The sequence below is a fragment of the Bradyrhizobium sp. SZCCT0153 genome (assembly GCF_018129995.1).
In the GTDB taxonomy this organism is placed as follows: Bacteria; Pseudomonadota; Alphaproteobacteria; order Rhizobiales; family Xanthobacteraceae; genus Bradyrhizobium; species Bradyrhizobium japonicum_G.
Genome location: NZ_JAFCKS010000008.1, coordinates 45,026 through 70,962 on the forward strand (window position 1 = coordinate 45,026; position 25,937 = coordinate 70,962).

Here is a 25,937-nt window from a genome sequence, read left to right on the forward strand (position 1 = left end):
CGCCCGTCAGTTCCGGTCTTCCGGCAGCGTCGGGAGCGGCGAGACCTCGATGCCTTCGTCGATCAGCGACTTGGCCTCATCCGGCGAGGCCTCGCCATAGATCGGGCGGTGCTCCTTGTCGCCGTAATGCATCGCGCGGGCTTCGTTGGCGAAGCGCTCGCCGACATTGTCGGCGTTTTTCACGATGTGATCGCGCAGCTCTTTCAGCTTGGCGCGCAGCTCGCGCTCCTGCGCCATCATCAGCGAGGTCGGTCCGGATGGCGCAGCCTCGGGCGCCGCGGTCGTGGTGGCGAGCTCGGGCGGCGGCGTTGCGGGTCCGCGCCCCTTCTTGCCGACGATGCGCGGGGCCATGATCGCCTTGTCGACCTTGGCCGAACCGCAGATCGGGCAGGTCACCAGCTTGCGCTTCACCTGCGAATCATAGGCCGACGAACTCTGGAACCAGCTCTCGAAGTCGTGGTTGCGGTCGCAGTGAAGCGCGTAGCGGATCATGCCGATCCCCGCACGAGGTGCAGATGGTCCGGTCCGGCCTTGGGATCGGCCACGCCGAAGCGGCGGCCGTGCTGGAGCGAGGGGATGGCGCGGCGCGCGGTCTCGACCTTGGCCGGATCGATTCTGGCCATGATGATGCCGGGCTCGACATCGCCCTCCGCGAGGATCTCGCCCCAGGGATCAATGATCAGCGAATGGCCGTAGGTCTCACGCTTGTTCTCGTGGGTGCCTGCCTGCGCCGCAGCGAACACGAAGCAGCCGGTCTCGATGGCGCGGGCGCGCAGCAGGATGTGCCAATGCGCTTCGCCGGTCTTGCGGGTGAAGGCCGAGGGCACGGTGATGAAGGACGCGCCGCTTTCGGCCAGCGCGCGGTAGAGCGCGGGGAAGCGCACATCGTAGCAGATCGTCAGCCCGACCCGGCCCCAGGGCAGGTCGGAGATCACGGCCGTCTCGCCCGGCTGGTAATTGGCGGATTCGCGATAGCTCTCGCCGTCCGGCAGCTCGATGTCGAACATGTGGATCTTGTCGTAGCTCGCGAGCACATTGCCCTCGGGTCCGATCAGGAAGGAGCGGTTCACCGCCTTCTCTTCCGAGAAGCGCAGCGCCAGCGAGCCGACATGGATGTGGATCTTCAGCTCGGCCGCGAGCGCGCGATAGGCCTCGAGCGACTTGTCGTCCTCTTCGCTCTGGAGGTGCTCGAACAACGCCTTGCGGTTCAGCTGCATCATGTTGCTGACTTCGGGCGTCTGCACGTAGTCGGCGCCGTTGGCCGCAGCCTGCCGGATCAGCCGGGTAGCCTGCGCGAGGCTCGGCTCCGGCATCAGGCCGGTGCGCATCTGCACCATCGCGGCGGTGAAGGTCCTGTTGTCGCTCATGACTCCGCCTTGACGTTTTCGAGCATGCCGTCGAGCTTGCCCTCGCGGTCGAGTGCATAGAGCTCGTCGCAGCCGCCAACATGGGTTCCGCCGATCCAGATCTGCGGGAAGGTCGCCCCGTCGCCGGCGCGATCGTACATCTGCTGGCGCCAGTCCGGGTTCTTGGCGACATCGAATTCCGTGAAGGTCGCCTTCTTGCGGGTCAGCAGTGACCGGGCGGCGGAACAATAGCCGCAGCCCGGCCTGGTGTAGATCTCGACAGCAGCGGTCATGTCGCCTGGCGCTCTCATGTCATGAAATTCATTGAATTATATGGGACTTCACCTGACCTCCACAACCCGGGCAAAGACCAGCACGTCCACCTGGGCCGCTTTGGCGCGCAGCAAGGCACGGGCGCAGGCGTCCAGCGTCGCCCCTGACGTCAGGACGTCGTCGATCAGGATGATGCGGCGGCCCTGTACCTCAGCCTGACGGTCGGGGGATACCTGGAATGCTCCCTGCACATTTGTGGCGCGCTGGGCCCGCGACAGGCCGATTTGCTGCTCGGTGGCGCGCACCCGGCGCAGCACCTCACCCCGCAACCTCACTCCGCTCTGCCGTTCGATAATTCGCGCCAGCGCGCCGGACTGGTTGTAGCGGCGCCGCCAGGCCCGCCGCCAATGCAGGGGAACCGGCACCAGCATGTCGGCCCCGGCGAGCAGCTCGCCGCCCGCGCGCGCCATCCAGCGGCCCATCGCGGGCGCCAGATCGGTGCGGTCCTGGTATTTGAGCGCATGCACCAATGTGCGGGCGACATCGTCATAGCGCACCGCGGCGCGGGCTCGCTGGTAAGCGGGCGGGCTCGCGATCGCCTCCATCGACAGCATGTCGGGGCCGGGGTCATAAACGAAAGGGATGCCAAGCCGCGGGCAATAGGGCCGCTCGATGAACGACAGTTTTGCCCAGCAGGCCGCGCAGACGCCCTCGCCATCGACCGGCTCGCGGCAGGATACGCACAGGGTCGGTAGCGCAATGTCGAGCGCGAGCCGCGCCGCGCGCGACAGGACGTGGCGGCCGGCCGTCCATGCGGTACGCAGGGGGGCGGCGATGGAACGGGAAGGGGCGGCGTCGGCTTCCATGGCCGAAAGCTAGCTCCGCATGCGCCGGATTGCCAGAACCGTCGAGATCGGCGTAACCAGCGGCATGGCCCAAGACCCGCAGACCCCGCCCGCTTTGTTCGATCGCGCCTTGCTGCATGCGCGGCAGCGGCGCGCGCAGGCGCAGGGCGGGGTGACATTCCTACTCGATCGGGTCGCCGAGGACATGTCCGACCGGCTCGCGGCGGTGATGCGCGAGTTTCACGCGGCGGCTGATCTCTGGACGCCCGGCGAAGGGCTGGCGGCCTTGCGCGCGCAGTTGCCGTCGCTCCAGCGGATTGCGCTTGGTGAAGCGGTCGAAGAAAAATTGCCTTTCGCAGCCGAAAGCATCGACCTCCTCGTCTCGGCGCTGGCGCTGCAATTCGTCAATGACCTGCCGGGTGTGCTCGCGCAAATCCGCCGCGCGCTGAAGCCGGATGGGTTGCTGCTAGCGGCGATGATCGGCGGCGACAGCCTGACCGAGCTGCGTCAGGCCTTTGCCGCGGCGGAAGCCGAACGTGAGGGCGGTGTGTCGCCGCGCGTGGCACCCTTCGCCGATCTGCGCGACATCGGCGCGCTGTTGCAGCGGGCGGGCTTCGCGCTGCCGGTTACCGACGTCGATCGCGTCGTGGTGCGCTATGGCAACGCATTCGGGCTGATGCAGGACCTCCGCCGCATGGGAGCCACCAATGTGCTGATCGAGCGGCGCCGCACACCGAGCCGGCGCGCGACGCTGCTGCGCATGGCCGAAATCTATGCCGAACGCTTTGCCGATGCCGACGGCCGCATCCGCGCCACCTTCGACATCATCTGGCTCTCCGGCTGGGCTCCACATGCGAGCCAGCAGCAGCCGTTGAAGCCGGGTTCGGCGAAAGCGAGCCTGGCGGAGGCGGTGAAGAAGGCGGGGAAAGAGTGATCCTCATGGTGAGGAGGCGCGTCAGCGCCGTCTCGAACCATTGAGGCCCGGCTCTCACCCGGGGCCATCCTTCGAGACGCTGCTTCGCGGCTCCTCAGGATGAGGTCTGAACTCACATCAGCAAATCAATCAGATGCGGAATCAGCGGAATGTCCGCCGGCGGCATCGGATAGTCGCGCAGCTTGTTGGCACGGACCCAGGCGAGGGTCTGGCCTTCGCGCGGTTCTACCTGTCCTTCCCAGCGCCGGCAGATGTAGAGCGGCATCAGGAGATGGAAGCTCTCGTAGGCGTAGCTGGCAAAGGTCAGCGGGGCCAGGCACGGCTCGGCGACGGTGATACCAAGCTCCTCGTGCAGCTCGCGGATCAGGCTCTGCTCCGGCCGCTCGCCGGGCTCGAGTTTGCCGCCGGGGAATTCCCAGAGGCCCGCGAGCGTCTTGCCCGGCGGACGCTGCGCGATCAGGACGCGCTTGTCGGCGTCGACCAGCGCGCAGGCCACCACCAATGTCAGTTTGAGATCGGCCATGCCTGAATTTACGACCTGTAATCCCCGTTGATCGCGACATATTCCTTGGTGAGGTCGCAGGTCAGCACGCGGTCGCGGCCCTTGCCGAGGCCGAGCGAGACCTTGATCGCGATCTCGGGCGCCTTCATCGCTTCCGACACCTGCGCCTCGTCATAGGACGGATCGCGCGCGCCGCTCTTGGCGACGCGGATGCCGTTGAAGGCGATCGAGAGCTTGTCGCGATCGGCCGGTTCGCCGGCCTTGCCGACCGCCATTACGACGCGGCCCCAATTGGCGTCCTCGCCGGCGATCGCGGTCTTGACCAGCGGCGAGTTGGCGATCGACATCGCGATCTTGCGCGCCGAGGCCTTGGTCTTGGCGCCCTCGACGGTGATCTCGACCAGCTTGCGCGCCCCTTCGCCGTCGCGGGCGACCTGCTCGGAGAGATTGGCGAGCACCTGGTTGAAGGCTTTGACGAAGGCTTTCAGGCGCGGATCGCTGGCGCGGCTGATCTTCGGCGCGCCGTGTTCTGCAGCAGCGCCGGTGGCGAAGGCCAGCAGCGTGTCCGAGGTCGAGGTGTCGCCGTCGATCGTCACCGCGTTGAACGTGTCCTCGACGCCGCTCTTGAGCAAAGCCTGCAGCGCGGCGGGCGCGATCGGCGCGTCGGTGAAGATGAAGGACAGCATCGTCGCCATGTCGGGGGCGATCATGCCGGCGCCCTTGGCCATGCCGTTGATGCTGACCCTGGCCTTGCCGAGCTTCACGGTCGCTGTCGCGACCTTCGGGAAGGTGTCGGTGGTCATGATCGCCTTGGCAGCAGCGAGATAATCGCCGGCCTCGGCAGTCTCGGCGAGGCGGCCGAGCACGCCGTCGAACTTGGTTGCGTCCAGCGGCTCGCCGATCACGCCGGTCGAGGCGAGAAAGATCTCGCTTTCGCTGCAACCGACGGCCTTGGCTGCGATCTTCGCTGTCAGTGCGGTGGAGCTGCGGCCGGTCTTGCCGGTGAAGGCATTGGCGTTGCCCGAATTGACGACGAGGGCGCGCGCCTTGCCGCCCTTCAGCTTGGCGCGGCACCATTCCACCGGGGCGGAGGGGCATTTCGACTTGGTGAAGACCCCGGCGACCGCGGTGCCCTTGTCCATCACCGCCAGCAGCACGTCGGTGCGGCTCTTGTAGCGGATGCCGGCCTCGGCCGTCGCGAGACGGACGCCCGCGATCACGGGCATGTCGGGAACGTTTTTCGGGGCGAGGGGGGAGACGGAGGAGGACATCGCGGGGCGCCTTGGTGAGGTCTGGATATGCAGATGGCCGGGACATCCAGTGCGAAGACGTGCTTCGCACTTTCTGCCCGGCCATTGCGACGTTAGATACTATTGGCGTCCGTGAAGTGACAGCGAATTCTTACTTCTTCGCCGGCGGCGCCATCTTGCTGTCGGACGGCTTCGCATCGGAAGGCTTCGCATCGGAAGGCTTGGCATCGGAAGGCTTGGCCGCGTCGGCCGGCTTGGCGTCCTTGGACGCGTCGGCCTGGTCCATGCGCTCGACCTTGGCTTCCGCGCGCAGCTTGGCGACGTAATCGGCCTGGGCCTTGCGGGTCACGTACTGCTCGATCTGGGCCTTGACCTGCTCGAAGTCCGGCGCCTTGCGGTTGCGCTTTTCCTCGACCTTGATGACGTGCCAGCCGAACTGCGACTTCACGGGGTCGGAGATCTTGCCCGGCTCAAGCGCGAAGGCGACGGCGGAGAATTCCGGCACCATCTGCTCCTTGGTGAAGAAGCCGAGGTCGCCGCCGTCGGCCGAGCCCGGATCCTTGGACTTCTTCTTGGCGAGTTCGGCGAAATCAGCGCCCTTGTCGAGCTCGGCCTTCACCGCCTTGGCCTCGTCCTCGGTCTCGACCAGGATGTGGCGGGCGCGCACTTCCTGCTCGCCGGTGATCTGCTTGGAGGCCTCCTCATAGACCTTCTTCATGGCGTCGGGGGTGGTGGCGGCCTTGCCTTCGCCCGCGAGCAGGCTGTCCATCAGGAGGCGGTTGCGGGCGAACGCCAGGCGCTTCTTGAACTCCTCGCCGTCGGCGATCTTCTTGTCCTCGGCCGCCTTCCCGACGATCTTCATGTCGATCAGGAAGGACAGGACGTTCTCGTCCTTGGTCGCCGGGTCCATCTGGGCGAGGCTCGGTCCGAGTTCCTCCTCGGCCATGGCGACGTCGCTCTTCTTGATTTCAGCGCCATTGACCTTCGCCAGCACCGGATCGTCGGCAGCCCGGCCGGGACCCGCGATCAGCGCCAGCGCAAGGCAGCCCACGAGGGCGGTGGCGAGGCCGAAGCGCAGGCCGGTTTTGGTTACCGGGAACGAGGTGGTCATGGAAAATCCTTTTGTTGAAGCAGGGGGCTGCTCGAGCGGGGCGGACACTCGCCCAATTCAGGGGGGCTTGGCAACGCGAAAAGTCTGTCAAAATGATGATTTGGCCGCAATGCGCCCGCCGTTGACAAGGCCCTGACCGGGCCATATCTCTGCCCGGTCGCGACCATGGCGATGGCGTTTATTTTGCTGCGTTTTTGGCCGTTGAACCCAGACTTGCCCAATTCCAACCCATATGGCGGATGACCTCCCGCAGTCCGGGCTCTGGCGCCAGCAGGCGTCACGGTGAGTTGATAGGCAGGCGGGTGACAACCTCTTGGCTGCAACGCGGTTGAATCGCGAACACAGGAACAAGGCATGATCGGCGCGCTCGCCCGCAAGTTTTTCGGCTCCGCCAACGACCGGCGGGTGAAGGGATACCAATCCCGCGTCAACGCGATCAACGCGCTGGAGCCGGAGGTCTCGAAACTCTCCGACGAGGCGCTCAAGGCCCGCACCGCCGAGTTCAAGCAGCAACTCGCCGAGGGCAAGACGCTCGACGACCTCCTGGTCCCCGCTTTCGCCACGGTGCGCGAGGCGGCCAAGCGCACGCTCGGCCAGCGCCATTTCGACGTCCAGCTGATCGGCGGCATCGTGCTGCACGAGGGCGACATCGCCGAGATGAAGACCGGCGAAGGCAAGACGCTGGTCGCAACGCTCGCGGTCTACCTCAACGCGCTCGCCGGCAAGGGCGTCCACGTCGTCACCGTCAACGACTACCTCGCCCGCCGCGACTCCGGCTGGATGGGCCAGATCTACGGCTTCCTCGGCATGACCACCGGCGTGATCGTGCACGGTCTCGACGATGCCGAGCGCAAGATGGCCTATGCCTGCGACATCACCTACGGCACCAACAACGAATACGGCTTCGACTATCTGCGCGACAACATGAAGTACCGGCTCGAGGACATGGTCCAGCGGCCGCACTTCTACGCCATCGTCGACGAGGTCGACTCCATCCTGATCGACGAAGCGCGCACGCCGCTGATCATCTCCGGCCCGCTCGACGATCGCTCCGACTTCTACAACACCATCGACTCGTTCCTGCCGAGGCTCGACAAGACCGACTACGAGGTCGACGAGAAGCAGCGCACGGTGACGCTCACCGAAGCCGGCATGGAGAAGATCGAGGGGCTGCTGCGCGACGCCGGCCAGCTCAAGGGCGAGTCGCTCTACGACGTCGAGAACGTCTCCGTCGTGCACCACATCAACCAGGCCCTGCGCGCCCACACGCTGTTCACGCGCGACAAGGATTACATCGTCCGCGACGACGAGGTCGTGATCATCGACGAGTTCACCGGCCGCATGATGGCCGGCCGGCGCTATTCCGAAGGCCTGCACCAGGCGCTGGAAGCCAAGGAGCACGTCCAGGTCCAGCCGGAAAACCAGACGCTGGCCTCGATCACCTTCCAGAACTATTTCCGGATGTACGAAAAGCTCGCCGGCATGACCGGCACTGCGCTGACGGAAGCCGACGAACTGTTCGACATCTACAAGCTCGAGGTCGTGGAAATCCCGACCAATCTGGCGGTCGCCCGTCTGGACGAGGATGACGAGGTCTATCGCACCCAGAACGAGAAATACGCCGCGATCCTGGCCGAGATCGAGCGCGCCAATTCGCGATTGCAGCCGGTGCTGGTCGGCACCGCCTCGATCGAGAAGTCGGAAGTGATCGCCGAATATCTCAAGAAGCACGGCTACCGGCAGATCGATTTCGGCAACGAGAATTCGATGCAGAAGCTGTACGCCGCGGCGCGCGCCAACAAGCCGGCGAAGCTGTTCGCGGTCCTGAACGCGCGCTTCCACGAGCAGGAAGCCTACATCGTCGCCGAAGCCGGCGTCCCCGGCGCGATCACGATCGCGACCAACATGGCCGGCCGCGGCACCGACATCAAGCTCGGCGGCTCGCTCGAGATGCGGATCCAGCAGGAGACCGCAGGGATCGAGGACGAGGCCGAGAAGGCCAAGAAGATCGAGCAGATCAAGGCCGACATCGAGCATTTCCGCGATATCGTGCTGAAGGCGGAAGAGACCGTCGAGATCGAACCGGCGAAGGGCAGCAAGCCCGCCAAGACCGTGAAGAAGCCCGGCGGCCTCTACATCATCGGCTCCGAGCGTCACGAATCCCGCCGCATCGACAACCAGCTCCGCGGCCGTTCCGGCCGTCAGGGCGACCCCGGCCGCTCGAAGTTCTTCCTGTCGCTGGAAGACGATCTGATGCGCATCTTCGGCTCGGATCGCCTCGACAGCATGCTGCAGCGTCTCGGCCTGCAGGAGGGCGAGGCCATCATCCATCCCTGGATCAACAAGGCGCTGGAGAAGGCGCAGCAGAAGGTCGAGGCCCGCAACTTCGACATCCGCAAGAACCTGCTCAAGTTCGACAACGTCCAGAACGACCAGCGCAAGGTGATTTTCGACCAGCGCGTCGATCTGATGAAGGACGACAGCGTCGCCGAGACCGTCACCGACATGCGCCATGCCTTCATCGACGACCTCGTCGCCAAGCACGTGCCCGAGCATGCCTATGCCGAGCAGTGGGATGTTGCCGGCCTGAAGGAAGAGCTGAAGCGAGTGCTCGATCTCGACCTGCCGGTCGACGACTGGGCCAAGGAAGAGGGCATCGCCGACGAGGAGCTGCTCACGCGCATCGAGACCCGCGCCGACGAGCATATGGCGGCCAAGGTCGGGCAATGGGGTCCCGACGTGATGCGTTACGTCGAGAAGACCATCCTGCTCCAGACGCTCGACCATCTCTGGCGCGAGCATCTGATCATGCTCGACCATCTGCGCCAGGTCATCGGCCTGCGCGGCTACGGTCAGCGCGATCCGCTGCAGGAGTACAAGACCGAGGCCTTCAATCTCTTCCAGGAGATGAGCGCTCATTTGCGCGAGGCCGTCACCGCGCAGCTGATGCGGGTCGAGATTGTCCCGCCGGAGCAGGAAGCCCCGGTGCTGCCGCCGATGGAAGCGCACAAGTTCGACCCCAACACGGGCGAGGACGAAATGGCGCTCGCCAGCGTCACGCTCGGAGCGCAGGCCACGGACGCCGCGCTGCGCGATCCAAAGAACCCGGCATCCTGGGGCAAGATCGGCCGCAACGAGGACTGCCCCTGCGGCTCAGGCAAGAAGTACAAGCACTGCCACGGGCGGTATGCCTAGCGACCAGGTGTGAGGCGCGACGTCGGCGCCTCACTCTCTACCGTCGTGCTGCGAACAATCGCAACGACCAATCTTTGAAACAACCACGTCCTGTGGTTATGGCTCCCGGATCTGCGCTCCGCTTGTCCGGGACGAGGCGTTGATAGAGCCCGCCAAGCCCACTCAATTCGAGCTGTCGATCAGGCTCTCCAGCAACCGCTTCAATTCGCTCGTCGACTTGTCACCGTAGCTTTCGAGGATGTGCTCCTCCTGATCCGCCGCGAGCGAGTTGAGCTTCTTGCTCAGCACCTTGCCGCGGTCGGAGATGAACATCAGCACCTTGCGGCGGTCGTTGGGGTCCTGCACGCGATAGACCAGCGTGTCGGAGACCATGCGGTCGATCATCTTGGTCAGCGTCGGATGGTTGAGCAGCACGGCGTCCGCGAGCTCGCCCATCGAGTGGCCATCGCCGTCCGACAGCACCTTGAGGATGCGCCATTGCTCGACGGGAACGCCTTCCTTGCTCAGGCGCAGTTCCAGCTGCCGGTTGATTTCCCGGTTGGCCTGCGCGAGCAGATAAGCGAGGTGTTCGGTGATAGGTGAGTTCTGCGGTTTGGCCACGGCTGAGACTTCGTATCGGTGCAAATGAGCGAATGTCTTGCAACTAATGCTGCATCTATATGCACTTCAATCCTTGAACATTCAATATTTTCCAATAGGATCGTTGCCTAACAAAAGGGCGGATGCCGCGACCGCCTGCTGAATGTGCTTTCAAGTCTGGTGCCAGACAGGAGTTGGCGTGCGCGCGACGGTAAACTTCCCGGCTCACGGCGGCCCGGCGTTGCCGCCGTCCATGCTGTTCAGGAATCTGTCGCCCGTCGCGACCGACTTCGACCTGTCTCCGATCGACGCGCATTTCATGAAGCGCCGCGGCGCGCGCAACAAGCTCCGCATCGGCAATTTCCTCACCTTCACCGGCTCGCCCGGGATCTGGGGCCCGACCTCGACCAACAGCGCGATGCTGGCGGTCGCCGAGATCAACAAGCGCGGCGGCATTCTGGGGCGAGAGCTGGAACTGTCGATCTACGATTCCGGCGGCCCGATCGACGAGGTGGTGCGGCGCGCCGAGCAGGCGATCGCCTTCGACGAGGTCGACCTCATCATGGGCTCTCATATCAGCGCGGTCCGTGTCGCCTTGCGCAAGGTCACCGGCAGCCGCATCCCCTACATCTACACGCCGGTCTATGAGGGCGGCGAGCGCACGCCGGGCGTGATGGCGATCGGCGAGACGCCGCGCTGGCAGAGCCGGCCGTCGATTCACTGGCTCGCGGACGTCAAGAAGGCGGCGCGCTGGTATCTGATCGGCAGCGATTACGTCTGGCCCTGGCAGTCTCATCGCGCGGTGAAGCGCTACATCAAGGAGGCCGGCGGCCTGGTCGTCGGCGAGGAGTTCGTCCCAGTCGGCGAAGACAACCACGAGCCGCATCTGGCGCGCATCCGCGCCGCCAAGCCGGACGTGGTGCTGATCTCGCTGATCGGCACCGACAGCATCACCTTCAACCGCGCTTTTGCGGAGGCGGGACTGGCCACTTCGACGCTGCGGCTTGCGGGCGCGATGGACGAGACCGTGCTTCTCGGCATCGGCGCCGACAACACCGAGAATTTGTTCTGCGCCTCCGGCTATTTCAACTGCATGGCTTCGCGGGCCAATGACGAGTTCCTCAGCGGCTACCAAGCGATGTTCGGCCCGCACGCCCCGCCGGTCGGCTCGGTCGGCCAGTCGAACTACGAGGGGCTGCGGTTCCTGGAGTCTGTGGCCAACCGTGCCGGCTCGTTGGCCTTTCGCCCGCTGCTGAGGGCGGCGCGCAACACCGTCTATTCGGCGGGCCGCGGTCCCGTCACCATCCGCGATGGCCGCGCCGAGATGCCGATGTACCTCGCCGAGGCGGACGGTCTCGACTTCAAGCTGATCGGGACCATCTGAACGCCAGTTGTCCCTCCGGACGGCAGATCCTCGAAATAATACTTGAAAAGGAAAATATTTCCGTCTGTAATATCGACGTGAAGCCGACTGGTTCGCGCCCCGCAGGCGCGTTCAAGAGGCTCCAACGCCAGGGATCAAGAAACTCCAGGAGAGCGCCGTGACAGTTGCCCTTCCCACGCCTGCCCAATTGCGCAGCGTCGCCGAGCAGTGCGGCCTCGCGCTGACCGACGAAGACGTCGCCTCGTTCCGCGGCCTGATGCAGGGCTCGATCGAGGCCTACAATCTGGTCGGCGCCATGCCGGACGAAGTTCCGGAGGTCAAATACCCGCGCACGCCGGGCTATCGGCCCTCGCCGGAGGAGAACCCGCGCAACGCCTGGTACCGCAAGTCGACCGTGAAGGGCGCCGCCAGCGGCAAGCTCAAGGGCAAGACCGTCGCGCTCAAGGACAACATCATGCTCGCCGGCGTTCCCATGATGAACGGCTCGGCGACGCTGGAAGGCTACATCCCCGATTTCGACGCCACCATCGTCACCCGCATGCTCGATGCCGGCGCCGAGATCGCCGGAAAGGTGCATTGCGAATCCTTCTGCATGTCCGGCGGCAGCCACACCGGCGCGGTCGGGGCGGTGCATAACCCTCACAAGATGGGCTATTCGGCCGGCGGCTCGTCCTCGGGCTCTGGCGTCGTCGTCGCGCTCGGCGAGGTCGACATGGCGATCGGCGGCGACCAGGGCGGCTCGATCCGCATGCCGTCCTCGTTCTGCGGCACCTACGGCATGAAGCCGACCTGGGGCCTCGTGCCCTACACCGGCATCATGCCGATCGAGATTTTCGTCGACCACACCGGCCCGATGACGGCAACCGTTGCCGACAACGCGCTGCTGCTGGAGGTGCTGGCCGGCGACGACGGCTATGATCCCCGCATCAAGGCGCCGAAGGTCGAGGAGTACACCAAGGCGCTCGGCCAGGGCGTCAAGGGCATGAAGATCGGCATTTTGAAAGAAGGCTTTGAGCAGCCGACCGCGGAAGCCGCCGTCAACGAAAGCGTTCGCGAGGCCGCCAAGCGTTTCAAGGACCTGGGTGCGACGGTCGAGACCGTCTCGATCCCGATGCATCTCCTCGGTCCCGCGATCTGGACCCCGATCGGCACCGAAGGCATGACCCAGACCATGATGTATGGCGACGGCTATGGCCTGAGCCGCTCCGATCTCTACTCCACCTCGCTGATGGATTTTCATCGCGGCTGGCGCCGGCGGGCGGATTCGCTGTCCGAGACCACAAAACTGTTCCTGCTGCTCGGCACCTACATCAACAACAATTTCGGCCCGCGCTACTACGGCAAGGCGCTCAACATCTCGCGCCGCCTGACCGCGGCCTACGACAAGGCCTTCAAGGACTACGACCTGCTGCTGCTGCCGACGACGCCGATGAAGGCGACCAAGCTGCCGGAGCCGACCGCCAGCCGCGAGGACTATGTCGCCCGCGCACTGGAGATGATCGCCAACACCGCCCCGTTCGACATCACCCATCATCCCGCGATGTCGTTGCCCTGCGGCATGGTGGACGGCCTGCCCGTCGGCCTGATGCTGGTCGGCCGCATGTTCGAGGAATCCACCATCTATCGCGCCGCGCATGCGTTCGAGCAGATCGGCGACTGGAAAAAGATGTGAGCGCGGCATCGATGCAGGCGGACGGGGCAGCAAGGTATGGCTAACGCGTTCGTCGCGGCGTTCGAGATCCTGAGCTTCGGCGCGATCATCGTCCTGATCGTGCTGGGGCTCGGGATCATTGCCAGCATGATGGGCATCTTCAACTTCGCGCAAGGCGAGTTCGTCCTGCTCGGGGCCTACATCACCTATCTCGCCTACGCCAAGGGCCTGCCGATCTGGGCCGGCATGGTCGCGGCGCCGTTCGTGGTCGGCGCGCTCGGCTTCGTGCTGGAGGCGCTCATCATCCGGCGATTCTACGCCGCGCCGATCGTGGCCATGCTCGGCACCTATGCGCTCGGCCTGATCATCCGCGAATCCGTGCGCGGCCTGATCGGCGGCTTCTATCTCACCGTGCCCGAGCCGATCGGCGGCTCGATCGACATCGGCGCCATGCACATCTCGGCCTGGCGCTTCACCATCATCGTCATCACGCTGCTTGTGATGGCCGGTTGCTATCTCCTGCTGTCGCGCACCAACTTTGGCCTGCGCATGCGCGCCACGCTCGAAAATCCATCGCTGGCGCGGGCCTCGGGCATTTCCACGCCCCTGATGTACGGCGCCACCTTCGCATTCGGCTCCGCGCTCGCCGGCCTTGCCGGCGCGCTGATCGTGCCGGTGTTCAGCCTCTATGCCGATCTCGGCCTGCGCTTCCTGATCCAGGGTTTCGTCGCAGTGATGGTCGGCGGCGTCGGCTCCTTCATCGGGCCGGTCGCAGGCGCCGGCGTTATCGGCACGCTCAGCGCCGCGCTGCCGTGGGTAATGGCACCCGTCGTCGCCGATGTCCTCGTCTTCGTGCTCGCCATCGTCTTCATCAAATTCCGCCCGCAGGGCCTCATCGCTGGAAAAGGGGTTTAGTCACATGTTCGATCGTACGCAGCTTTCACGCCGCCGCTTTCTTTCTAATTTCGCTTTTGCATCCGGCGCGGTCGCGACCGGCGTCGGCAGCTGGGTGATCCCGGCGCCCTGGGCCAATGCGGCTGAAGCCCCGATCAAGGTCGGCATCGCCACCGACCTCACCGGTCCAATCGCCTACGCCGGCAATGCCGACGCCAACGTCGCGAAGATGGTGATCAAGGAGATCAACGCCGCCGGCGGCATGCTCGGCCGCCCGCTCGAGCTCTATATCGAGGACACCGCCTCGAACGAATCCGTCGCCGTCGGCAACGTGCGAAAGCTGATCCAGCGCGACAAGGTCGACATGGTGCTGGGCGGCATCACCTCGTCGATGCGCAACGCCATCAAGGACCCGATCGTGGCGCGCGGCAAGACGCTCTACATCTATCCGCAACTCTACGAGGGCAAGGAGTGCACGCCCTATCTGTTCTGCACCGGTCCGACGCCGGCGCAGCAATGCGACGAGTTCATCCCGTGGCTGATCAAGAACGGCGGCAAGAAGTTCGCGCTGCCGAGCGCCAATTACGTCTGGCCGCACACGCTCAACGTCTACGCCCGCAAGGTGATCGAGGCGAACGGCGGCGAAGTCGTGTTCGAGGAATACTACCCGCTCGACCAGGTCGACTTCTCCTCCACCGTCAACCGCATCATCTCCAACAAGGTCGACGTCGTCTTCAACACCGTCATTCCGCCCGGTGTCGGCCCGTTCTTCAAGCAGCTCTATGAAGCGGGCTTCCTCAAGAACGGCGGTCGGCTCGCCTGCGTCTACTATGACGAGAACACGCTCAACATCAACCAAGCCGCCGAGATCGAGGGCCTCGCCAGCTGCCTCGACTATTTCAAGGTGCTGACCAAGGAGAACCCGTTCGACGCGAAAATCCAGGCGGCCTACGAAAAGGATTTCCCCGGCAACTTCCTGTTCGCCGCCGGCAGTGCTGCGACCGGCACTTACCGCGGCCTCAAGCTGTGGGAAGCCGCCGTCAAGGAGGCCGGCAAGATCGATCGCGAGTCGGTTGCCGCCGCGCTCGACCACGCCAAGATCGCCGAAGGCCCGGGCGGACCCGCCGAGATGGTGCCGGGCAAGCGGCACTGCAAGATGAAAATGTACACCGCGGTCGCCAAGGGCGGGAACTACGAGATCGTCGGCCGCAGCGACGGCCTCGTCGATCCCAAGGAATGCTAGAGTCGAATGCCGAAAGCGATGGGCGTAGTGAATCAGGCCGTCCCCGCCGAGATCGGCGGGGAGCAGAACGTCGTCATGGTTGAACACGGATCAGCAGAGCGAGCCGGTTCGGGGCGAAAAATCCTGCCGATCGTGGAGGGCGTCGTGCTTGTCGCTGCGCTGCTCGCGCCGCTGGTGCTGCAGGACTATCTCACGGTGTTTGCGACTCGCGTGATCATCCTGGCGTTGTTCGCGCTGTCGTTCGACCTGGTCTGGGGCTATGCCGGCATCATGAGCTTCGGCCAGGCCTTGTTTTTCGGCTCGGCCGGCTATGGCGTGGCGCTGCTCGCGCGCGACCTCGACATCACCAACATTTTCCTGGTGCTGCCGGCGGGCACGATCATCGGTCTCACCTTCGCGCTCTTGCTCGGCGGCTTCCTGCTGCTGGGCCGGCATCCCTCCAGCGTGATCTTCGTCTCGCTGGGTACCTTGACCGGCTCCTATGCCGCCGATCGGCTCGCCCGCGGCTGGTATTATCTCGGCGGCCAGAACGGCATCCCCTCGATCGCGCCGATGACGCTCGGCGGCTACGAGTTCACGGAAGGACCGGCGTTCTATTATCTCGTGCTCGGCATCCTCGTCGTGGTCTACCTGCTCTGCCGTTTCCTGGTGCGATCGCAATTCGGGCTGGCGCTCGCGGGCCTGCGCGAGAACGAGCAGCGCATCGCCTTCTTCGGCTACAAGGCGCAGCATCTGAAAGCGATCATCTTCGCGATCGGCGGCGCCGTCGCGGGGATGGCGGGCAGCCTCTATGCCTTCCACGAGGGCTTCGTCTGGCCCAACATGGTCGGCGTCGTCGTTTCGACGCAAGTGGTGCTCTATGTGCTGTTCGGCGGCTCCGGCACGCTGATCGGCGCCGTGATCGGCGCCGTCATCGTCGAGGGCGTCAGCTTCTGGCTGTCGGACAATTATCGCGACATCTGGCCGATCATTCTGGGCTTGCTGCTGCTGCTGGTGATCCTGTTCCGGCCGCTCGGCCTGATCAGCTTCGTGCTCGGCGAGCGCGAGCGGGTCGGAAGCTTCGGTGCGGAGCCAGGGGACACCAACAAGGAGAAGCGCAATGCCGCTCCTTGAAGCCACCGACGTCAAGAAGATCTTCGGCAAGCTCACCGCGCTCGACGGTGCGGCGCTCACCGTCGGCGAGAACGAGTTTCACGGCCTGATCGGGCCGAACGGCTCCGGCAAGAGCACGCTGATGAAGTGCATCGCCGGCGCCGAGGTGCCGACCCAGGGCAAGGTCTCCTTCATCAACACCGACATCACCGCGTTCACGCCGACCGAGCGCGCCCGCGCCGGCATGAGCCTGAAATTCCAGATCACCAGCGTGCTGCCGACGCTGACGCTCTACGACAACATCCTGCTCGCGCTGCAGGCGCAGTCCTCGCTGGTCGACCTCGTGTTCTCGCGGACGCGCAGGCTGCTGCACGACCAGGTCATGACCATGCTGACCCAGTTCCGCCTCGCCGATCGCGCCTTCGATGCGGCAGCGGCCCTGTCGCACGGCCAGCAGCAATGGCTGGAGATCGCGATGGCGCTCGCCGGCAAGCCGAAACTGCTGCTGCTGGACGAGCCGACCGGCGGCATGAGCCTGGAGGAGCGCCGCGTCACCGGCGAATTGCTGCAGCCGATCAAAAAGCATTGCTCGCTGGTCATCGTCGAGCACGACCTCGATTTCATCCGCGACATCTGCGATCGCCTCACCGTGCTCGACCAGGGCAAGGTGCTGGCGTCGGGCACGGTGTCGGAGATCCAGGCCAACAAGGCCGTTCAGGAGATTTATCTGCGCCGTGCCTGAATTTTTGGACATCAAGCATCTCGACGCCGGCTATGGCCGCAGCCAGGTCCTGTTCGACGTCAACCTCGGCATTCCCTGGCGCGGCGGCGTCGCCGTGCTCGGGCGCAACGGTGCCGGCAAGACCACGCTGATGAAGACCATCGTCGGCGAGCTGCCGGCGTGGAAGGGCGAGGTCGCCTTCGACGGCCGCGACATCAGCCGCCGCGCGACCCAAGAGCGTGTCCGCGCCGGCATCGGCTACGTCCCGCAGGAGCATTCGGTGTTCGCGCGCCTGTCGGTGCGCGACAATCTCGCCGTCGGCTCGCTCGCGAGCAAGAAGGCCGACGCCGTCGACCACGTGCTGACCATCTTCCCGAAACTCGGCCAGCGTCTCGATCAGCCCGCCGGCACCCTCTCCGGCGGCGAGCGCAAGATGCTCGCGATCGGCCGCGCCATGCTGGGCGATCCCAAGCTGTTGCTGCTGGACGAGCCGACGGAGGGCGTCTGGATCGGCGTCATCGAGGAGATCACCGAGCGCCTGATCGAGCTCGCGAAGAACATTGCGGTGATCATCGTCGAGCAGCATCTCGATCTCGCGCTGCGTGTTGCGGACTATGCCTATGTGCTGGACCGCGGCCGCGTCGCGCTGCAGGGGGAAGCGGGCCAGGTGCGAGGCAATCCGGAACTGCTGCGATATCTGGCGCCGTAGGGGCGTGTGTCACTACCGCGTGTTTTCCTCGCAGCCTACACGCTTCAGCCCTGTCATCCTGAGGTGCTCGTGGCGCGATGCATAGCATCGCGCCACGAGCCTCGAACGATGCCCGGCCGAGCCGGCCAGCCGGGCCGTCGCCCTTCGAGGGCCGCTCAAGAAGCGGCCGCCTCAGGGTGACGGTGATACGCTGTTGCGAGAAACTACAGCTTCGAACTTGAATTGAATGGGGCGATCGCAGTCGCCCTTTACTTCACCGCCCCAAACCGGCTGTCGAACGAGTTCGACTGCACCACCGGCGCGGCGCCCATGATCTGGGTGGCTTCACTGGCGCCATCCGATACTGACGGCTTCAGTGCGGGGCGCGTCGCGGCAAGCCGCGTATCGGGCTTCGCCGGCTCGACCGGCTTCGCTGCAACGGCCTGCTTCGGGGCATCCTTGGACTTGTCATGGCCCGGCACGAACCGGGTCACCGCAGCCTTCAGCCTCGACGCTGCGGTCGGCGGTGTCGTGGCGGGAGCAACGGACGCCGTGGCTTGCGGCGGCGGCGGCGTGGTTGCCGTGGTGTCGGCGCTGCCCAGGCCCATCTTGCGGCCGAGGTTGGAGAAGAAGCCGCCGGATTTCTCGGCGGGAGCTGCGGTGGCGACGCGCGCGTTGGCGGCGGGCGCGCTGACGGCGACGACGGGCTCTTCCTGCGGCGAGGGCGCGGCCGCATCGAGGTTCGGCTTGGGCGGATTGACGTGGCCGGGGATCGTGCCCGGCGCCTTCGCCATCGCCAGCATCTGCAGGGTCGTGCCTTCGGCGCCCTCCGACAGGCCGGTCGAGCCTTCCGGAATCTTCGCGGCGAAGATCTTGTTCATGCCGCCGTCGATGCCGGTGTTCATGCGCGCAACCGGCGTGCCGCGCGAGACCAGCTTGGCGTACTCGGCCTGGTCGCGGGCCTCCTTCTCGCGCACGGCGCTGGCGATGTCCTCGGGGATCACATAGGCCGGGCACTTCGCGGACGCGTCGAACACCGGGTCGCGCTTCGCGTCGGGCGCCTTGGCAGCATCGAACACGTACTTCTTCTCGCAGAAATCGACCTTCGGCTCCTGCCGAGTCACCTCGAAATGATCATAGCCTTCCTTGATCATCTTCCAGAACGGCATGTTCGGATTGTTCCGGTGCTTGGCCATGTTCACCGGCGTCATCCTGAACGGATAGGCCTGGAGCTGGAACGCCTTCTGGCCGCCGAAGAAGGATTCGCGCCCGAGCGAATAGATCTCGGCGATCTGCTCGTCCGTCATCGCGTAGCAGCCGCGCGAGGAGCAATCGCCGTGCACCATCAGCTGCGAGCCGCTGCGCCCCAGAGCCTTGTCGAACGCGTTGGGATAGCCGGTGTTGAAGGACAGGTAATAGGCCGATTGCGGATTCATCTGGCTCGGATTGATCGAGTAGAATCCCTCCGGCGCCTGCCGGTCGCCTTCGCGCACTTTCGGTCCGAGGTCGCCCGACCAGCGGCAGATCGGATAGGTCTTGAGCAGCGCAAACTGGCCGTTGCGGGTCTGCTTCCAGACCTCGAGCTCGGCCTCCTGCTTGAACAGGCGGATCAGGATCGGCGATTGCAGGTCCATGTCCTTCTCGACCATCGCGGCGAGAAGCTTTGGCGGCACCGGCTGGTTGGCCTTGGCATTGGTCGCAAGCGAAACCTGGTCGGTGTCGCAGCCGGCCAGCAGAATGCTGGCGGCGAGCGCAACCGGAGCCAAAAGCGCGCGAACAAGCGAACGAGAAATCAAGATGGACCCCACACCGTGCCGGGCAAGCAGCGCGAACCCCAATTCCTTGAAGCATGATCCGACCGGAGAACCGGACCCGTCGTGACGGGCTTTTTCGCAATCACGCTCCAGCGCTTATGCCCTGAAGCCATTGATTAAAATTCTAACCTCTGGGTCATGTGGTCGCAACCCGAGCGGGGATCACGAGCCCGTTGGCCCAGTAGCATGGTCAACAGAGACTAAACTTCAGGCTTTACTTGGGCCCTCGGGCCAAACCACCACTGAGATCGCCGATTTGGGCAAAAAAAGGGTTAACGCGGGGTTACCGGGGGCTCTTCGCCTCCCCCGCCTGCGGGGAGGGGGCGTGCCGCCGTTACGGCACCAAAACCGGTCGAATCAGCTCAGTTTCCGGCCGATATCGAGAAATTTCTGCCGACGATGCTTGCGGACGGCATCCCCGTCGAGGCCCCGGAGCTCGTCAAAAGCCTTGGCGATGGCATCGCCCGTGGTGGCGATCATGGCGGCGGGGTCGCGATGGGCACCGCCGACCGGCTCCTTCAGGATGCTGTCGATCACCCCGAAGCGCAGCATGTCCTGGGCGGTGATCTTCATGTTGTTGGCGGCTTCCTGCGCCTTGGTGCCGTCGCGCCAGAGGATCGAGGAGGCGGCCTCGGGCGAGATCACGCTGTAGATCGCGTGCTCCAGCATCAGGACCTTGTTGGCGGTGGTGATGGCGATGGCGCCGCCCGACATGCCCTCGCCGGTGATGATGGCGACGTTCGGCACGGTCAGCGCCAGGCAGGCATCGGTCGAGCGCGCGATCGCCTCGGCCTGGCCGCGCTCTTCCGCGCCGATGCCGGGATAGGCGCCGGCGGAATCGGCGAGCGACAGCACCGGCAGGCCGAAGCGCTCGGCCATCTCCATCAGCCGCACGCATTTGCGATAGCCCTCGGGCCGCGCCATGCCGAAATTGTGCTTGATGCGGCTCTCCGTGGAATCGCCCTTTTCCTGGCCCATGACGCAGATGGCCTCGCCGCGGAAACGGCCGAAGCCCGCGACCAGCGCCTCGTCCTCGCCGAACTTGCGGTCGCCGGCGAGCGGGGTGAACTCGGTGATCAGGCCCTTGATGAAGTCGTTGAAATGCGGCCGCTGCGGATGCCGCGCGACCAGCGTCTTCTGCCACGGCGTCAGGTTCAGATAGAGGTCGGCCAGCGCCTGCGCTGCCTTGTCCTCGATCCGCCCGATCTCATCACTGATGTCGGTGCCGGAAGCGGCGAGCGTCCGCAGCTCGTCGACCTTGGAATCGAGCTCGGCGACCGGCTTTTCGAAGTCGAGATAGCTGCGCATCTGGTCTGGCATCAACTCAATATAGGGAGGACGGGGCGAAGCGGCGAAGCGGATTTGGACCTGCAAAAAGAAGTGTAGCTTCTTCAATGGGTTGGCTTGTGGGCTCCTGGGCAGCCCGCCAAATCATCCGTGAGGCCCCGGCTCTTTCTGCGGAGATGTGGTCGAAGTCAAGGCGGTTGGTTCACCTCTCCCGCTTGCGGGAGAGGTCGGCGGGAAGCGCCGGGTGAGGGTTCTATCCTCTGGGGGATTGTCCCGTTGCGAAGACACCATCTCCCCGACCCTCTCCCGCAAGCGGGAGAGGGAGCGCACCGTTCGCAAAATCTACTTCTCCGCGAGCGGGTGCAGGTCGCGCACCAGGCTCTTCAGGCGCTCCTCCACCACATGGGTGTAGATCTGGGTGGTCGAGATGTCGGTGTGGCCGAGCAGGGTCTGCACGATGCGCAAGTCGGCGCCGTTGTGCAGCAGGTGGCTGGCAAATGCGTGGCGCAGCACGTGGGGGGAGACCAGCCGGGCCTGCAGCCCGGAGGCAATTGCGAGCTCCTTGAGGTCGCGGGCAAAATGCTGCCGCGTCAGATGCCCGCTCTCGCCGAACGAGGGGAACAGCCATGTCGAGGCGGCGACACTGTTCTTCTTGTCGGCCTTTGCCGCTTCCGTTGCGCTGAGATAATCCGCCATCGCCTGTCGCGAGGCCTCGTTGAGCGGCACCAGCCGTTCCTTGTTGCCCTTGCCGCGCACCACGATCATGCGGGCGTCGCGCTTGGCCGCCGAACGCGGCAGCGCCACCAGCTCGGAGACGCGCAGGCCCGTGGCGTAGAGCACCTCGAGCAGGCAATAGAGCCGCAAGGCGCGCAGCCCCCTGGCGGGCGAGGCGTCCTGCGCCTCGCTCAATTCCTTGGCGCGGCGGAGCATGCGGTCGACGTCCGCGATCGACAGCACCTTCGGCAGGCCGCGGCCGCGCTTGGGGCCGGACAGGATCGCCGCGGGATCGTCGGTTCTGATCCGCTCGTTCAGGAGGAAGCGATAAAGGTGCCGCATCGCCGACAGCCGCCGCGCGACGCTGGTGGATTTGAAACCGCGGGTGTCGAGATCGGCGAGATAGTCGCGCAGGATCTGCGTCTCGGCGTCCGCAAAAGTATGGCCGACGCGGCCGAGGAACTCGGAGAAATCGGTGAGGTCGCGGCGGTAGGCATCGAGCGTGTTGGGTCCGGCGCCCTGTTCCGCCGCGAGCATGTCGAGGAACAGGCCGGCGAGCTTGGCATCCGAGGGCTTGCTGGCGGAAGGTCTGGCGCGCATGCCCCGCAGCCTAGCTCCTATTTCTTGAGAAATTTATCCGCCGGGATCGTCACCGTCATTTCCCGCGGCTTGGGATTGACGAAATTCGCCAGTGCGAAGATCACGCCATAGACGATGCCGGCGATCACGGCGACGACCGTCAGGAAGCGGAACAGGCTGGGCATCGGCAAGATCTCGGAGAGGGTCTCGGTAAGGGGACTTAGCGGGCAAATTAACCAATGAAATCATCCAACATGTTCGCCGTTTCGTGGCAAGAGTCCTCTGGCGAGGGCCCCTGCGGGGTCGTATAGGTGGCCAAAGCGTGCCGCCTTTGGCGGCAGATCGAGCGAGATCCATGTCCGACGCCGCGTTGCCGATACAAGCTTCGCCCGAGGCCGACATCCTGTCGGCGCTCGGTGCGCGCTCGATCGTGCTCGTCGGTATGATGGGGGTGGGCAAATCCACCATCGGCCGCCGCATGGCGGCCCGGCTCAAGCTGCCCTTCGTCGATGCCGACACCGAGATCGAGGCTGCGGCCGGCATGACCATACCGGAAATCTTCGAGCGCCACGGCGAGCCGCATTTCCGCGACGGCGAGGCCCGCGTGATCGCGCGTCTGCTCGACGGCGGCCCCATCGTGCTGGCGACCGGCGGGGGCGCCTTCATGCGCGAGGAGACGCGCAGCCGCATCGCGGAGAAGGCGATCTCGATCTGGCTCAAGGCCGACCACGACGTCATCATGCGCCGCGTGCGCCGCCGTGCCGACCGTCCGCTGCTGCAGACCGCCGATCCCGAAGGAACCGTGACGCGCCTCCTCACCGAGCGCGAGCCGGTCTATGGCAGTGCCGACCTCACCATCGCCTCGCGCGAGGTGCCGCACGACAAGATCGTCGAGGAGGCCATCGAGACGCTGCGCGCCCATCTCTGCGGCGACCAGGCATCCCAACCTCCCGCCGACGTCGCGAGTGCCGTACGATGACCGCGCCACTGAAACATTCCGACCCCGTCAATGTCGACGTCGCGCTCGGCGACCGCGCCTATGACATCGTCATCGGCCGCGGCGTGCTGGCCTCGCTCGGCGCGCGGGTCGCAGCTTTGCGGCCCGGCGTGCGCACCGCGATTGTGACCGACCGCACCGTCGCAAAGTACTGGCTCGAGCCGGCCGAGGCCTCGCTCGCGGCCGCAGGCATTCCGACCTCGCGAATCGTGGTCGAGGAAGGCGAGATCTCCAAGACCTATGCGGGCCTCGAAAAGGTCAGCGAAGCCCTGATCGCCGCCAGGATCGAGCGCAACGATCTCGTCATCGCGCTCGGCGGCGGCGTGGTCGGCGATCTCGCCGGCTTTGCCGCGGCGATCCTGCGCCGCGGCGTCGATTTCGTGCAGGTGCCGACCTCGCTGCTGGCGCAGGTCGATTCCAGCGTCGGCGGCAAGACCGGCATCAACTCGCCGCAGGGCAAGAACCTGCTCGGCGCCTTCCACCAGCCGGTGCTGGTCATCGCCGATACCGCCGTGCTCGACACGCTGTCACCGCGCCAATTCCGCGCCGGCTATGCCGAGGTCGCCAAATACGGCGTGCTCGGCGACGAGGCCTTCTTCACCTGGCTGGAAAAGAACCATTCCGACATCTTCAAGGGCGGCTCGGCGCGCGAGCACGCGATCGCGACCTCGTGCCGCGCCAAGGCCGGCGTCGTCTCGCGCGACGAGCGCGAGACCGGAGAGCGCGCGCTGCTCAATCTCGGCCACACCTTCGGCCACGCGCTGGAGGCGGCGACCGGTTTCTCCGACCGCCTGTTCCACGGCGAGGGCGTTGCGATCGGCATGACGCTGGCGGCGCAGTTCTCGGCCAAGCTCGGCATGATCGGCGAGGCGGACGCGGCGCGCGTCGAGCGCCACCTCATCGAAGCGGGCTTGCCGACGCGCCTGCAGGACATCGCTGGCTTCACGCAGGAAGGTCTTGCCGACGCCGACGCGCTGATGACGCTGATGGCGCAGGACAAGAAGGTCAAGCGCGGCAAGCTCACCTTCATCCTGCTGGAGGCCGTCGGGCGCGCCGTGATCGCGAAGGACGTCGAGCCGGCGCCGGTGCGTAATTTCCTCAAGGACAAGCTCGCGCAAAAGGCCTGACGCGGGGCTGAACGTCGCATCAAATCGAGAAACCAGAGTGGTGCATGGACTGGCTCGGATTCACCATCGTCATTCTCTGCCTGCTCGTCTCGGGCTTCTTTGCCGCGAGCGAGACCGCGCTGACCGGCGCCTCTCGCGCCAGCATGCTGCGGCTCTCCAAGCAGGGTAATCGCGACGCCGACGTGGTCTCGCAGCTGCTCGACATGCGCGAGCGCCTGATCGGCGCGCTGCTGCTCGGCAACAACATCGCCAATATCAGTGCATCCGCGCTGGCCACCAGCATCTTCACCGCCTGGTTCGGCGATGTCGGCGTGCTCTATGCCACCGGCGTGATGACCGCGCTGGTCGTGATCTTCGCCGAGGTGCTGCCGAAGACCATCGCCATCAACGCGCCCGACCGCATGGCGCTTGCGGTCGCGCGCCCGATGCGGCTGACCATGTACGTGCTGGGGCCGCTGCTCAAGATCGTGGAAGTCATCGTGCGCCTGCTGATGCGCCTGTTCGGTCTTGCCGGCGAGCACCAGGCGATCCTGTCGCCGACCGAGCGCCTGCGCGGCGCGGTCGACCTGCTGCATCACGAGGGCAAGTTCGAGAAGCAGGACCGCGACATGCTCGGAGGCCTGCTCGACCTGCGCGAGCTCCAGGTCTCCGACGTCATGATCCATCGCACCGAGATGATGATGATCAACGCCGACCTGCCGCCGGAGGAACTGGTGCGCGAGGTGCTGGCGACCGAATACACCCGCATTCCGCTGTGGCGCGAGAAGCCGGAGAACATCATCGGCGTGCTCCATGCCAAGGATCTGCTGCGCGCGATCCGCGCCTCCGACGGCGACACCTCGCGCATCGACGTGTCCACCATCGCGCTGCCGCCCTGGTTCGTGCCGGAGATGCGCCCCGTCTCCGAGCAGCTGAAGGCGTTCCGCCGCCGCAAGACTCATTTCGCGCTCGTCGTCGACGAGTACGGCGAAGTCGAAGGTCTTGTGACGCTGGAAGACATCCTGGAAGAGATCGTCGGCGACATCTCCGACGAGCACGACGTCGTGGTCGCCGGCGTGCGTGCCCAGCCGGACGGCTCGGTCGTGGTTGACGGCTCGGTGCCGATCCGCGACCTCAACCGCGCCATGGACTGGCATCTGCCCGATGAAGAGGCAACCACGGTCGCCGGCCTCGTCATTCACGAGGCGCGCTCGATCCCCGATCGCGGCCAGAGCTTCACCTTCCACGGCTTCCGCTTCCGCGTCCTCCGCCGCGAGCGCAACCGCATCACCGCACTCCGTATTTCACCGGTGCCGCGCGAGGCGGAAATGGAGGAAGCCAAGCCGAGGCGGGCCGGGACGTCGTTTTGATTCCTACCCTCCAGGGGAGGGCAAGTGCATCACCCTTCCCCCGGCGCCTGCGCGTGGATCGCGAGTGCATGCACACCACCCGCAAGTTCCGCGGCCAGCGCAGAATTTATCATGCGGTGGCGGTCGACCCGGCTCTTCCCTTTGAAGGCTTGCGACACGATATAAACGCGAAAGTGCGTCTCGCCGCTCGGCCGATGGCCGGAATGGCCCTCATGCAAATGGGACTCGTCGACGACCTGCAGGCTTTCCGGTGTGAAAGCTTCCTGCAACTTGTTGCTGATAATGTCTTTGGTAGCCATGTGAGCCATTAAGGTACCCGATCGCACTCCGTCAATGCATAGGCCACCTTTAGGTGGCCGTTC

At 65.3% G+C, this 25,937-nt stretch carries 25 protein-coding genes; 12 read left to right on the forward strand and 13 right to left on the reverse strand.

The window, feature by feature from the left end; all coding sequences use genetic code 11:
• Positions 1 to 6: 6 nt before the first annotated feature.
• From JQ572_RS28350 to JQ572_RS28365, 4 genes are read right to left on the reverse strand one after another with little or no spacing between them, the layout of a single operon-like run.
• Positions 7 to 492 (reverse strand): DUF1178 family protein, encoded by a 486-nt coding sequence (locus tag JQ572_RS28350; RefSeq protein WP_211386122.1) that lies wholly within the window; start codon positions 490 to 492, stop codon positions 7 to 9.
• Positions 489 to 1,367, reverse strand: a complete 879-nt coding sequence (locus JQ572_RS28355) for a carbon-nitrogen hydrolase family protein (protein WP_211386123.1) — start codon at positions 1,365 to 1,367, stop codon at positions 489 to 491. Before JQ572_RS28355 ends, JQ572_RS28350 begins: the two co-directional genes overlap by 4 nt.
• Entirely contained in the window at positions 1,364 to 1,639 is a 276-nt protein-coding gene (gene grxC, locus JQ572_RS28360) for a glutaredoxin 3 (protein WP_211386124.1), read from the reverse strand. Before grxC ends, JQ572_RS28355 begins: the two co-directional genes overlap by 4 nt.
• A 48-nt stretch (positions 1,640 to 1,687) precedes the next feature.
• Positions 1,688 to 2,485: a ComF family protein gene (locus JQ572_RS28365; RefSeq protein WP_211386125.1), complete on the reverse strand. Its 798-nt coding sequence runs from the start codon at positions 2,483 to 2,485 to the stop codon at positions 1,688 to 1,690.
• Positions 2,486 to 2,549: 64 nt separating this feature from the next.
• Here JQ572_RS28365 and JQ572_RS28370 point away from each other — a divergent pair, with 64 nt between their 5' ends.
• Positions 2,550 to 3,398 (forward strand): methyltransferase domain-containing protein, encoded by an 849-nt coding sequence (locus JQ572_RS28370; protein ID WP_211386293.1) that lies wholly within the window; start codon positions 2,550 to 2,552, stop codon positions 3,396 to 3,398.
• 112 nt (positions 3,399 to 3,510) lie between these two features.
• On the opposite strand, the gene JQ572_RS28375 is transcribed toward JQ572_RS28370, so the two are convergent.
• The 3 genes from JQ572_RS28375 to JQ572_RS28385 form a co-directional block, all read right to left on the reverse strand.
• Positions 3,511 to 3,921 carry a (deoxy)nucleoside triphosphate pyrophosphohydrolase gene (locus JQ572_RS28375; protein WP_211386126.1) on the reverse strand — a complete coding sequence of 137 codons (411 nt, stop codon included), beginning with the start codon at positions 3,919 to 3,921 and terminating at the stop codon, positions 3,511 to 3,513.
• 8 nt (positions 3,922 to 3,929) lie between these two features.
• Complete coding sequence (argJ, locus tag JQ572_RS28380) at positions 3,930 to 5,171, reverse strand: bifunctional glutamate N-acetyltransferase/amino-acid acetyltransferase ArgJ (protein WP_211386127.1); 1,242 nt, start codon at positions 5,169 to 5,171, stop codon at positions 3,930 to 3,932.
• 130 nt (positions 5,172 to 5,301) lie between these two features.
• Positions 5,302 to 6,261, reverse strand: a complete 960-nt coding sequence (locus JQ572_RS28385) for a peptidylprolyl isomerase (protein ID WP_211386128.1) — start codon at positions 6,259 to 6,261, stop codon at positions 5,302 to 5,304.
• 354 nt (positions 6,262 to 6,615) lie between these two features.
• Here JQ572_RS28385 and secA point away from each other — a divergent pair, with 354 nt between their 5' ends.
• Complete coding sequence (secA, locus tag JQ572_RS28390) at positions 6,616 to 9,456, forward strand: preprotein translocase subunit SecA (RefSeq protein ID WP_211386129.1); 2,841 nt, start codon at positions 6,616 to 6,618, stop codon at positions 9,454 to 9,456.
• 162 nt (positions 9,457 to 9,618) lie between these two features.
• Here the strand turns inward: secA and JQ572_RS28395 are convergent, their stop codons facing one another.
• Positions 9,619 to 10,056 (reverse strand): MarR family winged helix-turn-helix transcriptional regulator, encoded by a 438-nt coding sequence (locus JQ572_RS28395; RefSeq protein WP_211386130.1) that lies wholly within the window; start codon positions 10,054 to 10,056, stop codon positions 9,619 to 9,621.
• A gap of 178 nt (positions 10,057 to 10,234) precedes the next feature.
• Here JQ572_RS28395 and JQ572_RS28400 point away from each other — a divergent pair, with 178 nt between their 5' ends.
• The 7 genes from JQ572_RS28400 (at position 10,235) to JQ572_RS28430 (ending at position 17,729) form a co-directional block, all read left to right on the forward strand.
• The gene (locus tag JQ572_RS28400) at positions 10,235 to 11,419 is read left to right on the forward strand and encodes a substrate-binding domain-containing protein (RefSeq protein WP_211386131.1); all 1,185 of its coding nucleotides are present in this window, start codon (positions 10,235 to 10,237) and stop codon (positions 11,417 to 11,419) included.
• Between the two features lie 157 nt (positions 11,420 to 11,576).
• A complete protein-coding gene (locus tag JQ572_RS28405; RefSeq protein WP_211386132.1) occupies positions 11,577 to 13,091 on the forward strand; it encodes an amidase in 1,515 nt (504 codons plus the stop codon).
• Between the two features lie 36 nt (positions 13,092 to 13,127).
• The gene (locus tag JQ572_RS28410) at positions 13,128 to 13,985 is read left to right on the forward strand and encodes a branched-chain amino acid ABC transporter permease (protein WP_028141883.1); all 858 of its coding nucleotides are present in this window, start codon (positions 13,128 to 13,130) and stop codon (positions 13,983 to 13,985) included.
• 4 nt (positions 13,986 to 13,989) lie between these two features.
• Positions 13,990 to 15,207 carry a substrate-binding protein gene (locus tag JQ572_RS28415; protein ID WP_211386133.1) on the forward strand — a complete coding sequence of 406 codons (1,218 nt, stop codon included), beginning with the start codon at positions 13,990 to 13,992 and terminating at the stop codon, positions 15,205 to 15,207.
• A gap of 6 nt (positions 15,208 to 15,213) precedes the next feature.
• The gene (locus tag JQ572_RS28420) at positions 15,214 to 16,320 is read left to right on the forward strand and encodes a branched-chain amino acid ABC transporter permease (RefSeq protein WP_211386134.1); all 1,107 of its coding nucleotides are present in this window, start codon (positions 15,214 to 15,216) and stop codon (positions 16,318 to 16,320) included.
• On the forward strand, positions 16,307 to 17,041 hold the full coding sequence (locus JQ572_RS28425) for an ABC transporter ATP-binding protein (protein ID WP_211386135.1): 735 nt from the start codon (positions 16,307 to 16,309) through the stop codon (positions 17,039 to 17,041). The genes JQ572_RS28420 and JQ572_RS28425 overlap by 14 nt, the downstream gene beginning before the upstream one ends.
• On the forward strand, positions 17,034 to 17,729 hold the full coding sequence (locus JQ572_RS28430; RefSeq protein WP_211386136.1) for a branched-chain amino acid ABC transporter ATP-binding protein: 696 nt from the start codon (positions 17,034 to 17,036) through the stop codon (positions 17,727 to 17,729). The genes JQ572_RS28425 and JQ572_RS28430 overlap by 8 nt, the downstream gene beginning before the upstream one ends.
• A gap of 248 nt (positions 17,730 to 17,977) precedes the next feature.
• Here the strand turns inward: JQ572_RS28430 and JQ572_RS28435 are convergent, their stop codons facing one another.
• The 4 genes from JQ572_RS28435 to JQ572_RS28450 form a co-directional block, all read right to left on the reverse strand.
• Positions 17,978 to 19,504: a L,D-transpeptidase family protein gene (locus JQ572_RS28435; RefSeq protein WP_249129461.1), complete on the reverse strand. Its 1,527-nt coding sequence runs from the start codon at positions 19,502 to 19,504 to the stop codon at positions 17,978 to 17,980.
• Positions 19,505 to 19,879: 375 nt separating this feature from the next.
• Positions 19,880 to 20,842, reverse strand: coding sequence for an acetyl-CoA carboxylase carboxyltransferase subunit alpha (locus JQ572_RS28440; RefSeq protein WP_211386138.1), 963 nt, complete (start codon positions 20,840 to 20,842; stop codon positions 19,880 to 19,882).
• 309 nt (positions 20,843 to 21,151) lie between these two features.
• Positions 21,152 to 22,123 (reverse strand): site-specific tyrosine recombinase XerD, encoded by a 972-nt coding sequence (gene xerD, locus JQ572_RS28445; RefSeq protein ID WP_211386139.1) that lies wholly within the window; start codon positions 22,121 to 22,123, stop codon positions 21,152 to 21,154.
• A 17-nt stretch (positions 22,124 to 22,140) separates the two neighbouring features.
• The gene (locus JQ572_RS28450) at positions 22,141 to 22,287 is read right to left on the reverse strand and encodes a histidine kinase (RefSeq protein ID WP_211386140.1); all 147 of its coding nucleotides are present in this window, start codon (positions 22,285 to 22,287) and stop codon (positions 22,141 to 22,143) included.
• A gap of 170 nt (positions 22,288 to 22,457) precedes the next feature.
• Here JQ572_RS28450 and JQ572_RS28455 point away from each other — a divergent pair, with 170 nt between their 5' ends.
• Genes JQ572_RS28455 through JQ572_RS28465 form a run of 3 tightly spaced genes read left to right on the forward strand, consistent with a single transcriptional unit; the run spans position 22,458 to position 25,575 of the window.
• Positions 22,458 to 23,081, forward strand: coding sequence for a shikimate kinase (locus JQ572_RS28455; RefSeq protein WP_211386141.1), 624 nt, complete (start codon positions 22,458 to 22,460; stop codon positions 23,079 to 23,081).
• A complete protein-coding gene (gene aroB / locus JQ572_RS28460) occupies positions 23,078 to 24,226 on the forward strand; it encodes a 3-dehydroquinate synthase (protein WP_211386142.1) in 1,149 nt (382 codons plus the stop codon). The genes JQ572_RS28455 and aroB overlap by 4 nt, the downstream gene beginning before the upstream one ends.
• Before the next feature lie 44 nt (positions 24,227 to 24,270).
• The gene (locus JQ572_RS28465; protein ID WP_211386143.1) at positions 24,271 to 25,575 is read left to right on the forward strand and encodes an HlyC/CorC family transporter; all 1,305 of its coding nucleotides are present in this window, start codon (positions 24,271 to 24,273) and stop codon (positions 25,573 to 25,575) included.
• A gap of 29 nt (positions 25,576 to 25,604) precedes the next feature.
• On the opposite strand, the gene JQ572_RS28470 is transcribed toward JQ572_RS28465, so the two are convergent.
• Positions 25,605 to 25,874: a BolA family protein gene (locus tag JQ572_RS28470; protein ID WP_211386144.1), complete on the reverse strand. Its 270-nt coding sequence runs from the start codon at positions 25,872 to 25,874 to the stop codon at positions 25,605 to 25,607.
• Positions 25,875 to 25,937: the final 63 nt, after the last annotated feature.